We start from the raw sequence: 16,514 nt of genomic DNA on the forward strand, positions 1-16,514 counted from the left end.
AGCTGGTCCGGAGTACGGGCTGCGCTGTGCCAGAAAGGGCGCTTCGTGGCCGATTCCGGCGACTCCAACGAGAAGAATTACGACGCCAGTGCGATCCAGGTCCTCGAGGGCCTGGACGCGGTCCGCAAGCGGCCGGGTATGTACATCGGCTCGACCGGTGAGCGCGGTCTGCACCACCTCGTCTACGAGGTCGTCGACAACTCGGTCGACGAGGCGCTGGCAGGCCACGCGGACACCATCGACGTGACGATCCTCGCCGACGGCGGGGTGCGCGTCATCGACAACGGCCGCGGCATCCCGGTCGGCATCGTGCCGTCCGAGGGCAAGCCGGCCGTCGAGGTCGTCCTGACGGTCCTGCACGCGGGCGGCAAGTTCGGCGGCGGCGGCTACGCCGTCTCCGGCGGTCTGCACGGCGTCGGCGTGTCCGTCGTGAACGCCCTGTCGACCAAGGTCGCGGTCGAGGTCAAGACGGACGGCTACCGCTGGACCCAGGACTACAAGCTGGGCGTGCCGACGGCCCCGCTGGCCAGGAACGAGGAGACCGACGAGCACGGCACGTCGGTGACGTTCTGGGCCGACGGCGACATCTTCGAGACCACCGAGTACTCCTTCGAGACGCTGTCGCGGCGCTTCCAGGAGATGGCCTTCCTCAACAAGGGCCTGACCCTGACGCTGACCGACGAGCGCGAGTCGGCGAAGGCGACGGCGGGCGCCGACGACCCGGACGCGGACGCGGCCGAGCCCCAGGCGCGCACGGTGAAGTACCACTACGAGGGCGGCATCGTCGACTTCGTGAAGTACCTCAACTCGCGCAAGGGCGAGCTGATCCACCCGACCGTCATCGACATCGAGGCCGAGGACAAGGAGCGGATGCTCTCGGTCGAGATCGCGATGCAGTGGAACTCGCAGTACACGGAGGGCGTGTACTCCTTCGCGAACACGATCCACACGCACGAGGGCGGTACGCACGAGGAGGGCTTCCGTGCGGCGCTGACGGGCCTGGTCAACCGGTACGCGCGCGACAAGAAGCTGCTGCGCGAGAAGGACGACAACCTCGCCGGCGAGGACATCCGCGAGGGTCTGACGGCGATCATCTCGGTCAAGCTGGGCGAGCCCCAGTTCGAGGGTCAGACGAAGACCAAGCTGGGCAACACGGAGGCCAAGACCTTCGTGCAGAAGGTCGTCCACGAGCACCTGAACGACTGGTTCGACCGCAACCCGGTCGAGGCCGCGGACATCGTCCGCAAGTCGATCCAGGCGGCCACCGCGCGCGTCGCGGCCCGCAAGGCCCGCGATCTGACGCGCCGCAAGGGGCTGCTGGAGAGCGCCTCGCTGCCGGGCAAGCTGTCCGACTGCCAGTCGAACGACCCGACCAAGTGCGAGATCTTCATCGTCGAGGGCGACTCCGCCGGTGGCAGCGCGAAGTCCGGTCGCAACCCGATGTACCAGGCGATCCTGCCCATCCGCGGCAAGATCCTGAACGTCGAGAAGGCCCGGATCGACAAGATCCTCCAGAACACCGAGGTCCAGGCGCTGATCAGTGCCTTCGGCACGGGTGTGCACGAGGACTTCGACATCGAGAAGCTCCGCTATCACAAGATCATTCTGATGGCGGACGCCGACGTCGACGGCCAGCACATCAACACCCTGCTGCTGACCTTCCTGTTCCGCTTCATGCGGCCGCTGGTCGAGGCGGGTCACGTGTACCTGTCCCGTCCGCCGCTGTACAAGATCAAGTGGGGTCGCGACGACTTCGAGTACGCGTACTCGGACCGTGAGCGCGACGCCCTGGTCGAGCTCGGCAAGCAGAACGGCAAGCGGATCCGGGAAGACTCGATCCAGCGCTTCAAGGGTCTGGGCGAGATGAACGCCGAGGAACTGCGCGTCACCACCATGGACGTGGACCACCGCGTGCTCGGCCAGGTCACCCTGGACGACGCGGCGCAGGCCGACGACCTGTTCTCGGTGCTGATGGGTGAGGACGTCGAGGCCCGGCGCTCCTTCATCCAGCGCAACGCCAAGGACGTTCGCTTCCTCGACATCTGAGTCGGCTCAGCTGACCGCCTGAAAGGATTTCTGACCAGCAATGGCCGACGAAACCACCCCCACCGCCGAGAATCCCGCGGAGGAGCAGCCCGTGCTGCGCATCGAGCCCGTCGGGCTCGAGACGGAGATGCAGCGCTCCTACCTCGACTACGCGATGTCCGTCATCGTCTCGCGTGCCCTGCCCGACGTGCGGGACGGCCTCAAGCCGGTGCACCGCCGTGTGCTGTACGCGATGTACGACGGCGGCTACCGGCCCGAGAAGGGCTTCTACAAGTGCGCCCGCGTCGTCGGTGACGTCATGGGCACGTACCACCCGCACGGCGACTCCTCGATCTACGACGCCCTGGTCCGCCTGGCCCAGCCGTGGTCGATGCGCATGCCGCTGGTGGACAGCAACGGCAACTTCGGCTCCCCGGGCAACGACCCGGCGGCCGCGATGCGCTACACCGAGTGCAAGCTGATGCCGCTGGCCATGGAGATGCTCCGGGACATCGACGAGGAGACCGTCGACTTCACGGACAACTACGACGGCCGCAACCAGGAGCCGACGGTCCTGCCGGCGCGCTTCCCGAACCTGCTGGTCAACGGCAGCGCCGGTATCGCGGTCGGCATGGCCACCAACATCCCGCCGCACAACCTGCGCGAGGTCGCGGCCGGCGCGCAGTGGGCGCTGGAGCACCCGGAGGCCACGCACGAGGAGCTGCTCGACGCGCTCCTGGAGCGGATCAAGGGCCCGGACTTCCCCTCCGGTGCGCTGGTCGTGGGCCGCAAGGGCATCGAAGAGGCGTACCGGACCGGTCGCGGTTCCATCACGATGCGCGCGGTGGTCGAGGTCGAGGAGATCCAGAACCGCCAGTGCCTGGTGGTGACGGAGCTGCCGTACCAGACCAACCCCGACAACCTCGCGCAGAAGATCGCGGACCTGGTGAAGGACGGGAAGATCGGCGGCATCGCCGACGTCCGTGACGAGACCTCGTCGCGCACCGGGCAGCGCCTGGTGATCGTCCTCAAGCGCGACGCCGTCGCCAAGGTCGTGCTGAACAACCTGTACAAGCACACCGACCTGCAGACGAACTTCGGCGCGAACATGCTGGCGCTGGTGGACGGGGTGCCGCGCACCCTGTCGATCGACGCGTTCATCCGCCACTGGGTGCAGCACCAGGTCGAGGTCGTCGTCCGGCGCACGCGCTTCCGTCTGCGCAAGGCGGAGGAGCGGGCCCACATCCTGCGCGGCCTGCTCAAGGCGCTGGACGCGATCGACGAGGTCATCGCCCTCATCCGGCGCAGCAACACCGTCGAGATCGCGCGCGAGGGCCTGATGGGCCTCCTGGAGATCGACGAGATCCAGGCCAACGCGATCCTCGAGATGCAGCTGCGCCGCCTGGCGGCCCTGGAGCGGCAGAAGATCGTCGCCGAGCACGACGAGCTCCAGGCGAAGATCAACGAGTACAACGCGATCCTGGCCTCGCCGGAGAAGCAGCGCTCGATCGTGAGCGAGGAGCTCGCGGCGATCGTCGAGAAGTACGGCGACGACCGGCGTTCCAAGCTGGTGCCCTTCGACGGGGACATGTCCATCGAGGACCTGATCGCCGAAGAGGACATCGTCGTCACCATCACGCACGGCGGCTACGTCAAGCGCACCAAGACCGAGGACTACCGCTCGCAGAAGCGCGGCGGCAAGGGCGTGCGCGGCACGAAGCTGAAGCAGGACGACCTGGTCGACCACTTCTTCGTCTCCACCACGCACCACTGGCTGCTGTTCTTCACGAACAAGGGCCGCGTCTACCGGTCCAAGGCGTACGAGCTCCCGGACGCCGGCCGTGACGCCCGCGGGCAGCACGTGGCGAACCTGATGGCCTTCCAGCCGGACGAGAAGATCGCCCAGGTGCTCGCGATCCGCGACTACGAGGCTGCGCCCTACCTGATCCTGGCCACCAAGGGCGGCCTGGTGAAGAAGACGGCGCTCAAGGACTACGACTCCCCCCGCTCGGGCGGCGTCATCGCCATCAACCTCCGGGAGACCGGTGCCGACGGCACCGACGGCACCGCCGACGAGCTGATCGGCGCGGAGCTGGTGTCCGCCGAGGACGACCTGCTGCTCATCAGCAAGAAGGCGCAGTCGATCCGCTTCACCGCGACCGACGAGGCGCTGCGTCCGATGGGCCGCGCCACCTCGGGCGTGAAGGGCATGAGCTTCCGCGAGGGTGACGAACTGCTCTCCATGAGCGTTGTCCGGCCGGGTACGTTCGTCTTCACCGCCACCGACGGCGGCTACGCGAAGCGGACGGCGGTGGACGAGTACCGGGTCCAGGGCCGTGGCGGTCTGGGCATCAAGGCGGCGAAGATCGTCGAGGACCGCGGTTCGCTGGTCGGCGCGCTGGTGGTCGACGAGACGGATGAGATCCTCGCCATCACGCTCGGCGGTGGTGTGATCCGTACGCGCGTCAACGAAGTCAGGGAGACCGGCCGTGACACCATGGGCGTCCAGCTGATCAATCTGGGCAAGCGCGATGCCGTGGTGGGCATCGCCCGCAACGCCGAGGCCGGTCAGGAAGCTGACGAGGTCGACGGGATCGAGTCGGAGACCGAGTCGGAGATCGACGCCGCGGCGGCCGACGCACCGGCCGCCGGGGAGGCCGAGGGCACGGAGCCCTCGGCCGGGGAGCACGAGGAGTAAGTCGTGAGTGGAGCCACGGGCGCCGGACCGGCCAAGACTGGAGCGAACGGTGCCCGTGGCCCCGCCGCGGACTCCCAGGGGGGAACCGTGACGGACACCCGAGAACCGGAACCCAAGCCGAAGGCGCAGGACAAGGCCAAGGACCAAGCCAAGGACCAAGCCAAGGACCAAGCCAAGGACAAGGCTCAGGACCAGGCGAAGCAGCAGCAGCCCCAGAAGGCCCCGCAGGCGTACGCGGCGCCCTCGGGCCCCGGTGCGCAGCGCGGGGCCGCCCAGGCGGTCCGTACGGTCCCCAGGACCCGCAAGGCGCGGCTGCGGGTGGCGAAGGCCGACCCGTGGTCGGTGATGAAGGTCAGCTTCCTGCTCTCCATCGCCCTGGGCCTGTGCACCGTCGTCGCGGCGGCGGTGCTGTGGATGGTCATGGACGCGATGGGCATCTTCTCGACCGTCGGCGGCACCATCAGCGAGGCGACCGGCTCGAACGAGGGCAACGGGTTCGACCTCCAGTCGTTCCTGTCGCTGCCGCGCGTGCTGATCTTCACGTCGGTGATCGCGGTGATCGACGTGGTGCTGATGACGGCGCTCGCGACGCTGGGTTCCTTCATCTACAACCTGTCGGCGGGCTTCGTGGGCGGCGTGGAGCTCACGCTGGCCGAGGACGAATGACCCGCTGACTGACCTGCGGCGAAGGCCGCGGGGAGCGGATTTTGGCTCGACCGCGTCTGTGCGCTAATCTTCAGGAGTCAGCGCGCAGCGCGGATGGGGCTATAGCTCAGTTGGTTAGAGCGCATCCCTGATAAGGATGAGGCCACAGGTTCAAATCCTGTTAGCCCCACAGTGTCGAAGACCCCCAGGCCAAGGCCTGGGGGTCTTCGTCGTTGGGTCGTTCGGGGGAGTCCCAGGTAACCGATCGGTATCGGTCGGTGTGTATTGTTGGCCGCCAGAAGTCCCCAACGTCTACGAAAGACGAGGTCGCGCCGTGAAGAAGCTGCTCCTGGTCGCACTGGCCGCCATCGGCGGGCTCCTCGTGTACCGCCAGATCCAGGCGGACCGCGCCGAGCAGGACCTGTGGACGGAGGCAACTGACTCCGTGCCTTCTGGTTCCGGTGTGTGAGCCCCACGATTGATTCCATGAAGCCCCGGCCGCCGCTGCTGCCGGGGCTTCATGCTGTTCCGGGGGCGTCCTGCGGATCCGCCCCCCGGGAGAAGTTCGATTACGCAAAGATTTGACTTGCTGTAGCAAATTCGGGGTGGGTGTGATGGTTCGGGTACGGCGGACGCGGCGGGCGCCGCTGGCCGGGGCGGCGGCCCTGGGGCTGGCGGCCTGGCTGGTGTGGCTGCCGGGGACGGCGTACGCGGTGCCGGCTGCCGGACCGTCAGGCGGGCCTTCCTCCGGGCCTTCCGGGTCCGGGCGGGCATGGCCGGAGTACCGGTCCGCCGCGGGCGCCAAGCCGGTCCGGGGCACGCCCTCGACGGCGGACGCCCCGCTCCTGGACGGCGGCACGTTCTACGAGGACACCCTCGCCCCGGGCGAGCGCTTCTACCGGCTCGGCCTGGACGACGCCTCCACCGTGTACGTCTCCGCCGTGCTGCGCCCGCCCGTCGGCGCGAAGGCCGGCTACGGCGACGACCTCGAGGTCGAGATCATGACCAGCGCCGGCCGGGCCTGCCCGCCCGGCCCCGGCCGGGCCTCCTTCGGCTACGACGCGGTCCCGCTCGGCGCGGTCGGCCAGCGGCGCCTCGCGGAGGACGCCGAGTGCCAGGGCGCGGGCACGTACTACGCGAAGGTCACCCGGAGCGCGGGCAAGGACTCCGACCGGGCGGGATGGCCGGTGGAGCTCCTCGTCATGCGCGAGCCGGCCCCGGCCGCCGGCACCGCCCCCACCGCCGCGCCCAGCGTCCGGCCCTCGGCCTCCCCTGCCCTGCCGGGCGCGGACCCGGTGCCCCGTACCGGAGGCACCGGCTTCAACGACGCGCGCGCCCTGGACTCCGGGGTCTGGCGCGACGACCTGCGCCCGGGGCAGACCCGGTTCTACCGGGTGCCGCTGGACTGGGGGCAGCAGCTGGGGGTCGGCGCCGAGATCGCCAAGGCGCGGATGACCAAGGACTACGGCTCCGCCTCCAACGGGCTCACCGTCTCGCTGTACAGCCCGTACCGGGGGCTCGTGGAGTCCGGTGACACCTCGTACGACGGCAGGCAGGCGGCCGTGACGCTGCCGAAGACGGCGCCGGTGGCGTACGCCAACCGCTTCTCCGACGTGGCCGCGGTACGGCCCGTGGGGCTCGCCGGGTGGTACTACGTCGCCGTCACCCTGGGCGGGAAGGTCGCGGAGTTCACCGAGGACGCGACCCCGGTGCCGCTCACGCTGCGGCTGGCCGTGACCGGCGGCCCGGCCGAGGCGCCGGCGTACAGGGAGAGCCTGACGGCCGCCGGGTTCGGGGTCGGCCGGGCCGAACGGGCCGCCGCGAAGGAGGGGCTCACCGCCCCCGAGGCGGCCGCCGCGCGGGACACCGCCTCGGCGATGCGGGCCGTGGCCGGGGCCGGTTTCGGCACGGGGACGGTGCTGCTGCTCGTGCTCGGGGGCTGGATCCTGCTGGCCCGGCGCGGCGGAGGCCGCGCCGCCTAAAGCTGCGTCAGCGCCCAGACGCCGACCGCGAAGCACAGCAGGGCCGCCGTGAGGAGACCGGCGGTGACCTTCGCCGGGGGCGGGGCGATCCCGCCGGAGCGGGCCGGGGAGGACGCGGGCGGAGCGGCGGCCGGGGTCGCGGTCGCGGACGGCGGGGGCGCGGTGGCCGGGGTCGCGGCGGGTGGCGCCAGGTGGAAACCGCTCGTACCCTCGGCTCCCTCCGCCCCGTACGCGGCCGGCGGTGGTCCGAAACCCGCCGGGGCCGCGGGAGCGGCCGTTTCGGGCCCCTGGGGGCCGAAACCGGCCGGAAGCGGCCCGAGTTGGTCGAACACCTCCACCGGGTCCTCCTCGGCGGCGGGCTCGGACAGCAGCTGGGCGGCCTCGGCAAGGGCCTTGCGCGCCCCCGTGGCGGTCCGGAAGCGGCTGCCGGGGTCGGGGTGCAGGAGGTTCGAGATCACGCCCCACAGCGGCGCGGGGACGCCTTCGGGGGCGTCGGGGGTGCCGTGCGCCCACCAATGCTCCACCAGCGCCTGCGAGTCGGGCTTGCGGCCCCGCAGCAGGTACAGGGCGACCAGGCCGACGGCGAAGAGGTCGGCGGGGAAATCGGGCTCGGCGCCCCGCAGTTGCTCCGGCGCGAAATAGCCGGGCGTGCCGACGACGTAGTCCGTCTCCGTGAGGCGGGGCTCGCCCTTGCGCATGGCGATGCCGAAGTCGGACAGCCGCAGGTGCGGCCGTCCGGTTCCGGTGGCCTCCATCAGGATGTTGGCCGGTTTGATGTCGCGGTGGACGACGCCCTCCGCGTGCACCGCCGCCAGCCCCGACAGGAGCTGGTCGAGCAGTACGCACACGAATCGCGGCGGCAGCGGCCCGTAGTCCCCGATCACGTGGGCGAGGGAGCCGCCCGCGACGAGGTCCATGGTGAACAGGACCTTGTCGTCGTCCGCCGCCCAGCTGGCCGGGGCGAGGACGTGGGGGTGGTCGATGCGCAGGGCCTGCTCGCGCACGAACCGCAGGAGCATGTGCGCGTCGCCCTGGAGGAGGACCTTGGCGGCGACGTACCGGCGGCGGCGCCGGTCCCAGGCGCGCCAGACGGCGCCCGCGCCGCCGCGCCCGATCGGATCGACCAGCTCGTACCGGCCGGCGAAGACCTCACCCATCGCTGCGCCCGTCCCCCGTCAATCCGCGTGTGTCAGTTCTGGTGGGCCTCGTAGTGGGACACCGCCTCGGAGGTGCGGCCCGCCCCGTAGACCCGGAGGAACTCTGCCAGTTCGGGGTGGGTGGGGGCGAGCGCGTCCGCCGCCTCGATGATGTCGCCGGCCGCAGCGACCGAGCGCAGCAGCGACTGGATCTCGCGGACGACCCGCTTGACGGTGGGGGCCCCCGAACCCGTGCTGGTCTGCCCGCTGTTGCTGAGGACGGAGCCGCCCTGCGTGTGCTTGATCTCGTCCATCCGGTCGGTGGCCTCGGCGGCGCTGACGCTGCCGTCGGCCACCTGGCCCGCGAGGTCCTGGAGGGCCTGGACCCGCTGGACCACGGCCGGGTTGCCGATCTTGGCGCGCTGCCCGCTCATCAGCTGGGACAGCATCGGCGCCGAAAGCCCGAGCACGGCAGCGAGGCGGGCCTGGTTGAGACCGAGGTCATCTATGAGCCGCCGGAACAGCGCGCCGAGCGGCTCCCCGTACCAACTGCGCTGGAGTTCCCGGGCTCTGGCCGTGGCCTCCTGCTGTACTGCGTCCACTCTTCCTACTCCCCTTCGCTGGTGCGAACCTCGCGAGCATCTTACGGAGCGTGGTCGCGGGGCGGGAGTCCCCATCATTTTGCGGGATGCGGGGGTGCACCGGGTACTCTGTCCTGCGGAACGGACACTCTCTTCCCGGGGAGGTCCGCGTCCGGTTGCTCGGGGCCTTAGCTCAGTTGGTAGAGCGCTGCCTTTGCAAGGCAGATGTCAGGAGTTCGAATCTCCTAGGCTCCACTTCAAGAAGACCCCCTGACCAGCGTGAATGCCGGTCAGGGGGTCTTTTGCGTACGCGCGGTCCGGCTCCGGGCGCGATGTCAGCGCGTGCGCGCGGGGCGCGGGAGGGTGGCCGCGAGGGCGGTGGCGGCCAGCAGGAGGGCGGCGCCGACGGCGAAGGCCAGGTGGTAGCCGGAGGTGAGGGCCTCGGGCCGGGCACGGCCGGCGGCCGTCAGGGCCTCGGTGCGCGAGGCGGCGAGGGTGGAGAGGACGGCCACGCCGAGGGCCATGCCGATCTGCTGGGTGGTGTTGAACAGGCCCGAGGCCAGCCCGGCGTCGCGCTCGTCGGCCCCCGACATCCCCAGGCCGGTGAGCGCGGGCAGGGCCAGTCCGAAGCCCGAGGCCAGCAGCATCACGGGCAGCAGGTCGGTGACGTAGTCGGCGCGCACGGGGAGGCGGGTCAGCAGGGCGAGACCGGCGACCAGCAGGGCGAGGCCGGTGAGCAGGACGCCCCGCTCGCCGAAGCGGGCGATCAGCTTCGCCGCCCCGCCGAGGGAGATGCCGCCGATGGCCAGCGCGGCGGGCAGCATCGCGAGGCCGGTCGCCGCCGCGCCGTAGCCCTGGACCTGCTGGAGGTAGAGGGCGACGAGGACCTGGAAGGAGAACAGCGCGGCCACCATCAGCATCTGGACCAGGTTCGCGGCGGCCACGGTGCGCGAGCGGAGGATCCGCAGCGGCATCAGCGGGGTGCGGGCCTTGGTCTGGCGCAGCAGGAAGGCGGCGATCAGGACCAGGGAGAGCGCCCCGAGGCCGAGGGTGTGCGCGGAGGCCCAGCCGTGCTCCTCGACGCGTACGACGGCGTAGATGCCCGTCATGAGGCCGGCGGTGACGAGTACCGCACCCGGTACGTCGGCACCCGCGCGCAGTCCCAGACCCCGGTCGGCGGGGAGCGCGGGCAGGGCGGCCAGCAGGGCGGCGAGCCCGATGGGCAGGTTGATGAAGAAGATCCAGTGCCAGTCGAGGGCATCGGTGAGGACGCCGCCCAGCACCTGTCCGAGGGAGGCTCCGGCGGCTCCGGTGAAGGAGAAGACGGCGATGGCCCTGGCGCGTTCGCGGGGCTGGTCGAAGAGGGTGACCAGGATCCCGAGGCCGACGGCGGAGGCCATGGCGCTGCCCACGCCCTGGAGGAAGCGGGCCGCTATGAGCAGGGCGGGGGAGCCGGCGAATCCGGCGAGCAGCGAGGCGGCCGTGAAGACGGCGGTGCCCGCGAGGAACATCCGCTTGCGGCCGATGAGGTCGCCGAGCCGGCCGGCGAGCAGGAGCAGGCTGCCGAAGGCGATCAGGTAGGCGTTGACGACCCAGCTGAGGCCCGCGGGGGTGAAGCCGAGGTCGTCCTGGATGGCCGGCATGGCCACGGTGACGATGCTGCCGTCGAGGACGGTCATCAGCATGCCGGTGGAGAGCACGGCGAGGGCGGTCCGGCGCGAGCGCGGCCGGCGCGGCCGGCCGTCCCGGGCGGTCGGGGCGGGGGTTTGCGTAACGGCGGTGGTCATGGGTCTCTCCGGTCGTCGGCGGGCCTCGGTGAGCCATCGGCGGGCAACTGGTGTGACCGTAGCAGATAGTTTTGTTGTAGACTATTTTCTTCGGATCGAGTTGTTAGGCTGGTCCCATGACCGCGATGGGATCCACCCGGACCGAGCCCGACCTGTCCTTCCTCCTGGACCGCACCAGCCATGTCCTGCGCACCCGCATGGCCGCCGCCCTCGGCGGGATCGGACTGACCGCCCGGATGCACTGCGTCCTGGTGCACGCGCAGGAGGAGGAGCGCACGCAGGCCCAGCTCGCCGAGATCGGCGACATGGACAAGACGACGATGGTCGTGACGGTCGACGCCCTGGAGAAGGCCGGACTGGCCGAGCGCCGGCCCTCCACCAAGGACCGGCGGGCCCGCGTCATCGCGGTCACCGAGAAGGGGGCCGCCCTCTCCGTGGAGAGCCGGCGGATCGTCGACCAGGTCCACGCCGACGCCCTCGCCGACCTCACGGACGAGGACCGCGCGTGCCTGCTGCGGGTCCTCGGCCGCCTCGCGCAGGGGCCGCTGGGCGTGCCCGCCGAGAGCCCCCGCCCGGCCCGCCGGGCCCGGCAGCGGTAGCCGCCGGGGCGGGGTCCCCCGTACGGACCGGTCGCGGGGCCGAACGGCCGAGGGTGACCGACAGTGGGGTGAGGCCATGAGGCCAGGGGGCAACAGCACGCCGGAGGCGCACGCAATGGGACTCTTCGATTTCCTGAAGTCGGACAAGAAGAAGGAACAAGAGGCCGCCGAGAAGGCGGAACGGCAGACGGAGCGGCAGGGGCCGAAGACCGGCTCCGACGCGGGCTCCAAGTACGCGGACTCCTACGCGGACGCCGCGTCCGCCACCAGGGCGGCCGCCGAGCGGATGGCCGCCGCCGCTCCGCCCAAGACGCCGCCCGCGGCGTCCAAGCCGACGGCGCCCGCCACGCCGAGCCCCGCCTCGGCCGCGCACAAGGCCGTGCCGGTTCCCCCGAAGTCGGTGACGCCGGCGCCGGTGCCGCCGAAGTCCGTGCCCGCCAAGCCCGCTCCGGCCGCCAAGAAGCGCACGTACACCGTCAAGCCGGGCGACTCCCTCTCCGCGATCGCCCGCCACGAGCTCGGCAACGAGGCCCGCTGGCGCGAGCTGTACACCATGAACCGCGGCGTGGTCGGCTCGAACCCGGACCTCATCCGCCCCGGGATGGTGCTGACCCTGCCCGGTTAGGCCGTGGCGTCACAGCGGCCGCCACGAAACGAAGGGGCCCGGATCCGTCGAACGGATCCGGGCCCCTGGCGCGCGGGGGTGGACGTCAGGCGTTCTTGCCGCCGTCCGCCTCGTGCTCCTTCTCCGCCAGCTCCTTCTCCGCCAGCTCCTCGTCGAGGCCGACCGGCGCCGCGTCCTGCGCCGACAGCTCGGTGGCCGCCGGGGGCTCCACCAGCCAGTCCGGGTTCGACTGCTGGTCCCACCACTTCCACGCCGCGTAGGCGCCGCCCGCCAGCAGCCCGACCAGCGCGGCGCCCTTGACCCACCGGCCGCACCGCGCCCGGCGCTCGTGCCGCCGCACCAGGCGCCGCACCTCCTTAGCCGACACCTGCCCGCGCAGCGCCGCCAGCGCCGCCGTCGAGCGGGACGCGGCCTCCTCGGCCACCGGCCGGCTCGCCGCGATGGCGCTCTCGAGCCGGGGACCCGTGTAGTCGGCCGCCTGGCGCGCGGCGCGACGCGTGTGGTGGACGGCCTTCACCGCGGCCCGGTCCACGTTCGGGGGTACGTGCGTGCGCGCCGCCCGCATCCTCGGATGGAGGTGGCTGTCGTACGCCGCGCGCGCGTGCGTCGAGGCCTGGCCGGCCGCGTGCGAGACCTTCGGCGCCAGCCGCTCGTTCGCTTCGTGGGCGTAGTGCGCGGCCGCGTCCATGGCGGTTCCCGCGTACGGCGCCACCACTTCCGCTGCGTGCTTCACGGCGTCCCTGGCGTTCTCGGCGGCCAGGCGCACGCTGTCCTTGCGGGTCACGGGATCCTCCTCCTCGGTGGCGGACACAGTTCACCTTTCCACCCTTTGTCGGATCATGCCTGTCACCGCGCTGCCGACGCGTGCGTGACAGGGCATACGGGTGGAGGATTTCCCTCGCGTTCTGCCCTCCGTGGGAGGATCGGGGCCGACAGTGATGACTAGGGAAGGCAGACCCGTGGCCGAGAAGCTCTACGCCACCCTGAAGACCAACCACGGCGACATCGAGATCGAGCTGCTGGAGAACTTCGCTCCCAAGACGGTCCGGAACTTCGTGGAGCTCGCCACGGGCGCGCGTGAGTGGACCCGTCCCACCGACGGTCAGAAGACCACCGCCCCGCTCTACGACGGCACCGTCTTCCACCGCGTCATCAGCGGCTTCATGATCCAGGGCGGTGACCCGCTCGGCAACGGCACGGGCGGTCCCGGCTACCAGTTCGCCGACGAGTTCCACCCCGACCTGGCCTTCACCAAGCCCTACCTGCTGGCCATGGCCAACGCCGGCCCGGGCACGAACGGCTCGCAGTTCTTCATCACGGTCGCCCCCACGGCCTGGCTGACCCGCAAGCACACCATCTTCGGCGAGGTCACCGACGCGGCCAGCCGCAAGGTCGTGGACGCGATCGCCTCCGGCGCCACCAACCCGCGCACCGAGCGGCCGCTCGACGACGTGATCATCCAGTCGGTCTCCGTCGAGCGCCGCTGACCGCGGGGCGGCGGGGCGGGAACCTTTGGGCCCCGCCCGTCCGTACTCGATGTGTACCGGACCGGCGGGGCGCAGGCCGCCCCGCCCGCCGCCGACCGAGGGGACCGATGGACACCGACCGTCTGCCGGGCTGCTACCGCCACCCGGACCGCGACACGGGCATCAGCTGCGCCCGCTGCGAGCGGCCCATCTGCCCGGAGTGCATGATCAGCGCCTCGGTGGGCTTCCAGTGCCCCGAGTGCGTCAGGGGCGGCTCCGGCACCGGGCACTCCCCCGCGGCCAACGCCCCGCGCACGGTCGCTGGCGGGCTGGTGACCGCCGATCCCCAGCTCGTCACCAAGATCCTCATCGGGATCAACGCGGCGGTGTTCCTCGCCGTCCTGGCGGTGCCGGGGCTGGCCGTGCGGCTGGAGCTGCTCGGCCGTTACGTCGAGTACTTCGGGGCGCCCGTCGAGGGGATCTCCACAGGGCAGTACCACCGGCTGCTGACCTCGGTGTTCCTGCACGTCGAGTGGTGGCACATCTTCGGCAACATGCTCGCCCTGTGGGTGATCGGCGGGCCGCTGGAGGCGGCCCTGGGCCGCGCCCGCTACCTCGCGCTCTACCTGCTGTCGGGGCTGGGCGGCAGCGCCCTCGTCTATCTGCTGACCGCGCCGAACACCCCCACCCTCGGGGCCTCCGGCGCCGTCTGCGGCCTGCTCGGCGCCACCGTGGTGCTCGCCCGCCGGCTCCGCTACGAGCTGCGGCCGGTGCTGGTGACGCTCGGGCTCATGCTGTTCGTGACCTTCGCGCCCATCGGCCTGTCCGTGTCGTGGCAGGCGCACATCGGCGGCCTGGTGACCGGCGCACTGGTCGCCCTGGGGCTGCTCGTGCCCGTCACGGGGCGCGGGCGGGCACTCGTCCAGACGGTGACCTGTGCGGCGGTGTTCCTGCTGGCGGTGGCGCTGGTGTTCGTCCGGACGGCCGCACTCACCTGATCACACCGGCGTCAACTCTCCACAGAGTTATCCACAGATCTTCTGTCTTTTCCTCAGGTGTGGATGACGCTGTGGATAACTCATGGGGAGAGCTTGCGCCGAACGGCTGCGCCGGTATCGTGCGTGGCGCTACTTCCACTGGGTGGAGACACCGAAACCGGCCGCGATGAAACCGAAGCCGACCACGATGTTCCAGTTGCCCAGCGCCTCCACCGGCAGCTGGGTGTCGGTCACGTAGAAGACCACGATCCACGCGAGACCGATGAGGAAGAAGGCCAGCATGACCGGGGCGACCCAGCTGCGGTTGGTCAGCCTGATCGCCTGCGCCTGCTTCGCCGGCGGCGGCGTGTAGTCGTCCTTCTTGCGGATACGTGACTTCGGCACGAGGGGCTCTCCTGTCGATGCGCTGGGGGACCTTGCCTGCCCCGGGCGTCCGTTAGCGTAGTGGACCTCTGGCGTTGAAGGAGAAGGGTACGTTGCGCGATTCCGACGACTCCTCCACGGGTGCCCCCCGCCGCCGGGCCAGGCCCGCCCGGCTGCTGACGGCCGCCGTCTTCGCCCTCGCCGGGCTCATCTTCGTCACCAGCTTCAACACTTCCAAGGGTACGAACATCCGCACGGATGCCTCCCTCCTGAAGCTGTCCGACCTCATCCACGAGCGCAGCGCCAAGAACGCCGAGCTGGAGAAGAGCGCCGCCGGAGCCCGCGCCCAGGTGGACGCCCTCGCCGAGCGCGACAACGGCAGCACCCAGGCCGAGGAGGCCAGGCTCGCCGCCCTGCGCGCCGCCTCGGGCACCGAGGAGCTCACCGGCAAGGGCCTGACCGTCACCCTCAACGACGCGCCGCCCAACGCCACCGCGCGCGTCCCCGGGGTCCCCGAACCGCAGCCCAACGACCTGGTGATCCACCAGCAGGACCTCCAGGCCGTGGTGAACGCCCTGTGGCTGGGCGGCGCCGGCGGCATCGAGGTGATGGGCCAGCGGCTGATCGCCACCAGCGCGGTCCGCTGCGTCGGCAACACCCTGATCCTCCAGGGCCGCGTGTACTCGCCCCCCTACAAGATCTCCGCCGTCGGCGACCCGGGCGCGCTGCGCAAGGCCCTCGCCGCCTCCCCCGCCATCCAGAACTACCAGCTGTACGTCAACGCGTACGGGCTCGGCTGGAAGGTGGACGAGGAGAAGAGGCTGACACTGCCCGGCTACTCGGGCACAGTGGACCTCCACTATGCGAAGCCGCTGGAGTCCGCCGCGTCCTGACGTCGTACTGCGCCTGGTGGTACGGACGTTCAGCGAGGTGTGCCTGACGGCCGGGACGCTGATCGTGCTGTTCGTGGCGTACGTCCTGCTGTGGACCGGCGTCAAGGCCGACCGCGCCGCGGCGGCCGAGCGGGACCGGCTGCACGACCGCTGGGCGGCGTCCGCCCCGGCCGCCGCCCCCGCCCCGGCTCCGGCGGCGGCCCCGGCACGGCAGGAGCCGGCGCCCTACCCGCCCGGGCGCGCCTTCGCCGAGCTGTACGTCCCCCGCTTCGGCAAGGACTGGAGCAGGCCCGTCCTGGAGGGCACGGACCCCGAACCGCTGAAGAAGGGCCTGGGCCACTACACCGGCTCGGCCCGCCCCGGCGGCGACGGCAACTTCGCGGTGGCCGGGCACCGGCGCACCTACGGCGACCCCTTCAAGGACGTCCCCGAGCTGCGCCCCGGGGACACCGTGACCGTCCGGGACGCCACCGGCTGGTACACGTACACCGTCCGGGCCGCACCGCTGCGCGTCCTGCCCACCGAGACCGGGGTGGTCGCCCCGGTGCCGCGCCGCTCCCCCTTCGCCACCCCCGGCAAGTACCTCACCCTGACCACCTGCGAACCCGAGTGGGGCCACAGCCACCGGCTCGTCGTCTGGGCGGAGCTCACCGGTACCCGGCCCGCCGCCCCCGCCGGAAAGGGGTGATTGTCCCGCTGACCCCCGCCGCGGGGCC

Annotated in this window: 16 protein-coding genes and 2 tRNA genes; 13 read left to right on the forward strand and 5 right to left on the reverse strand. The window is 71.3% G+C overall.

The annotated features are described in order from the left end of the window. Positions 1-24: 24 nt before the first annotated feature. From gyrB to ACZ4WZ_RS05590, 6 genes are all read left to right on the forward strand, one after another. The gene (gyrB, locus tag ACZ4WZ_RS05565; RefSeq protein ID WP_467885914.1) at positions 25-2,046 is read left to right on the forward strand and encodes a DNA topoisomerase (ATP-hydrolyzing) subunit B; all 2,022 of its coding nucleotides are present in this window, start codon (positions 25-27) and stop codon (positions 2,044-2,046) included. A gap of 40 nt (positions 2,047-2,086) precedes the next feature. Beyond that, positions 2,087-4,723, forward strand: coding sequence for a DNA gyrase subunit A (gene gyrA / locus ACZ4WZ_RS05570; RefSeq protein ID WP_467885417.1), 2,637 nt, complete (start codon positions 2,087-2,089; stop codon positions 4,721-4,723). 3 nt (positions 4,724-4,726) lie between these two features. Then, positions 4,727-5,389: a DUF3566 domain-containing protein gene (locus tag ACZ4WZ_RS05575; RefSeq protein WP_467885420.1), complete on the forward strand. Its 663-nt coding sequence runs from the start codon at positions 4,727-4,729 to the stop codon at positions 5,387-5,389. A 95-nt stretch (positions 5,390-5,484) separates the two neighbouring features. Next, positions 5,485-5,558: transfer RNA gene (locus ACZ4WZ_RS05580), tRNA-Ile, on the forward strand. 144 nt (positions 5,559-5,702) lie between these two features. Next, on the forward strand, positions 5,703-5,837 hold the full coding sequence (locus tag ACZ4WZ_RS05585) for a DLW-39 family protein (RefSeq protein WP_208809277.1): 135 nt from the start codon (positions 5,703-5,705) through the stop codon (positions 5,835-5,837). A 145-nt stretch (positions 5,838-5,982) separates the two neighbouring features. After that, on the forward strand, positions 5,983-7,350 hold the full coding sequence (locus ACZ4WZ_RS05590; protein ID WP_467885423.1) for a hypothetical protein: 1,368 nt from the start codon (positions 5,983-5,985) through the stop codon (positions 7,348-7,350). Here ACZ4WZ_RS05590 and ACZ4WZ_RS05595 read toward each other — a convergent pair. Both ACZ4WZ_RS05595 and ACZ4WZ_RS05600 read right to left on the reverse strand, forming a co-directional pair. Continuing rightward, a complete protein-coding gene (locus ACZ4WZ_RS05595; protein ID WP_467885426.1) occupies positions 7,347-8,507 on the reverse strand; it encodes a serine/threonine-protein kinase in 1,161 nt (386 codons plus the stop codon). The genes ACZ4WZ_RS05590 and ACZ4WZ_RS05595 overlap by 4 nt on opposite strands. Positions 8,508-8,539: 32 nt before the next feature. Beyond that, positions 8,540-9,088 carry a helix-turn-helix domain-containing protein gene (locus ACZ4WZ_RS05600; protein ID WP_467885428.1) on the reverse strand — a complete coding sequence of 183 codons (549 nt, stop codon included), beginning with the start codon at positions 9,086-9,088 and terminating at the stop codon, positions 8,540-8,542. Positions 9,089-9,249: 161 nt separating this feature from the next. On the opposite strand from ACZ4WZ_RS05600, the gene ACZ4WZ_RS05605 reads away from it, so the two are divergent. Beyond that, positions 9,250-9,322 (forward strand) — tRNA-Ala (locus ACZ4WZ_RS05605). An 80-nt stretch (positions 9,323-9,402) separates the two neighbouring features. On the opposite strand, the gene ACZ4WZ_RS05610 is transcribed toward ACZ4WZ_RS05605, so the two are convergent. Beyond that, the gene (locus ACZ4WZ_RS05610; protein WP_467885430.1) at positions 9,403-10,854 is read right to left on the reverse strand and encodes an MFS transporter; all 1,452 of its coding nucleotides are present in this window, start codon (positions 10,852-10,854) and stop codon (positions 9,403-9,405) included. Between the two features lie 116 nt (positions 10,855-10,970). Between ACZ4WZ_RS05610 and ACZ4WZ_RS05615 the strand changes: the two genes are divergently transcribed. Both ACZ4WZ_RS05615 and ACZ4WZ_RS05620 read left to right on the forward strand, forming a co-directional pair. Further along, positions 10,971-11,453 (forward strand): MarR family winged helix-turn-helix transcriptional regulator, encoded by a 483-nt coding sequence (locus ACZ4WZ_RS05615; protein ID WP_467885433.1) that lies wholly within the window; start codon positions 10,971-10,973, stop codon positions 11,451-11,453. Between the two features lie 115 nt (positions 11,454-11,568). Continuing rightward, positions 11,569-12,078: a LysM peptidoglycan-binding domain-containing protein gene (locus ACZ4WZ_RS05620; protein ID WP_467885436.1), complete on the forward strand. Its 510-nt coding sequence runs from the start codon at positions 11,569-11,571 to the stop codon at positions 12,076-12,078. 85 nt (positions 12,079-12,163) lie between these two features. On the opposite strand, the gene ACZ4WZ_RS05625 is transcribed toward ACZ4WZ_RS05620, so the two are convergent. Further along, complete coding sequence (locus ACZ4WZ_RS05625; protein ID WP_467885439.1) at positions 12,164-12,862, reverse strand: DUF5324 family protein; 699 nt, start codon at positions 12,860-12,862, stop codon at positions 12,164-12,166. Between the two features lie 175 nt (positions 12,863-13,037). Here ACZ4WZ_RS05625 and ACZ4WZ_RS05630 point away from each other — a divergent pair, with 175 nt between their 5' ends. Next, positions 13,038-13,565, forward strand: a complete 528-nt coding sequence (locus ACZ4WZ_RS05630; RefSeq protein ID WP_467885441.1) for a peptidylprolyl isomerase — start codon at positions 13,038-13,040, stop codon at positions 13,563-13,565. Between the two features lie 107 nt (positions 13,566-13,672). Beyond that, positions 13,673-14,542, forward strand: coding sequence for a rhomboid family intramembrane serine protease (locus tag ACZ4WZ_RS05635; protein WP_467885444.1), 870 nt, complete (start codon positions 13,673-13,675; stop codon positions 14,540-14,542). Between the two features lie 129 nt (positions 14,543-14,671). On the opposite strand, the gene crgA is transcribed toward ACZ4WZ_RS05635, so the two are convergent. After that, on the reverse strand, positions 14,672-14,926 hold the full coding sequence (crgA, locus tag ACZ4WZ_RS05640) for a cell division protein CrgA (RefSeq protein ID WP_388932855.1): 255 nt from the start codon (positions 14,924-14,926) through the stop codon (positions 14,672-14,674). Between the two features lie 92 nt (positions 14,927-15,018). Between crgA and ACZ4WZ_RS05645 the strand changes: the two genes are divergently transcribed. Both ACZ4WZ_RS05645 and ACZ4WZ_RS05650 read left to right on the forward strand, forming a co-directional pair. After that, entirely contained in the window at positions 15,019-15,798 is a 780-nt protein-coding gene (locus ACZ4WZ_RS05645; protein ID WP_467885446.1) for a DUF881 domain-containing protein, read from the forward strand. Next, the gene (locus tag ACZ4WZ_RS05650) at positions 15,767-16,486 is read left to right on the forward strand and encodes a class E sortase (RefSeq protein WP_467885449.1); all 720 of its coding nucleotides are present in this window, start codon (positions 15,767-15,769) and stop codon (positions 16,484-16,486) included. Before ACZ4WZ_RS05645 ends, ACZ4WZ_RS05650 begins: the two co-directional genes overlap by 32 nt. Positions 16,487-16,514: the final 28 nt, after the last annotated feature.

It is taken from the genome of Streptomyces sp. NPDC029122, from assembly GCF_055569445.1.

Bases quoted from the DNA above. Each gene is read 5' to 3' on its own strand.
- ACZ4WZ_RS05635 (WP_467885444.1), top strand. From the start codon at position 13,673: ATGGACACCGACCGTCTGCCGGGCTGCTACCGCCACCCGGACCGCGAC.
- ACZ4WZ_RS05595 (WP_467885426.1), bottom strand. From the start codon at position 8,507: ATGGGTGAGGTCTTCGCCGGCCGGTACGAGCTGGTCGATCCGATCGGG.
- ACZ4WZ_RS05620 (WP_467885436.1), top strand. From the start codon at position 11,569: ATGGGACTCTTCGATTTCCTGAAGTCGGACAAGAAGAAGGAACAAGAG.
- ACZ4WZ_RS05615 (WP_467885433.1), top strand. From the start codon at position 10,971: ATGACCGCGATGGGATCCACCCGGACCGAGCCCGACCTGTCCTTCCTC.
- gyrA (WP_467885417.1), top strand. From the start codon at position 2,087: ATGGCCGACGAAACCACCCCCACCGCCGAGAATCCCGCGGAGGAGCAG.
- ACZ4WZ_RS05610 (WP_467885430.1), bottom strand. From the start codon at position 10,854: ATGACCACCGCCGTTACGCAAACCCCCGCCCCGACCGCCCGGGACGGC.
- ACZ4WZ_RS05590 (WP_467885423.1), top strand. From the start codon at position 5,983: ATGGTTCGGGTACGGCGGACGCGGCGGGCGCCGCTGGCCGGGGCGGCG.
- ACZ4WZ_RS05650 (WP_467885449.1), top strand. From the start codon at position 15,767: ATGCGAAGCCGCTGGAGTCCGCCGCGTCCTGACGTCGTACTGCGCCTG.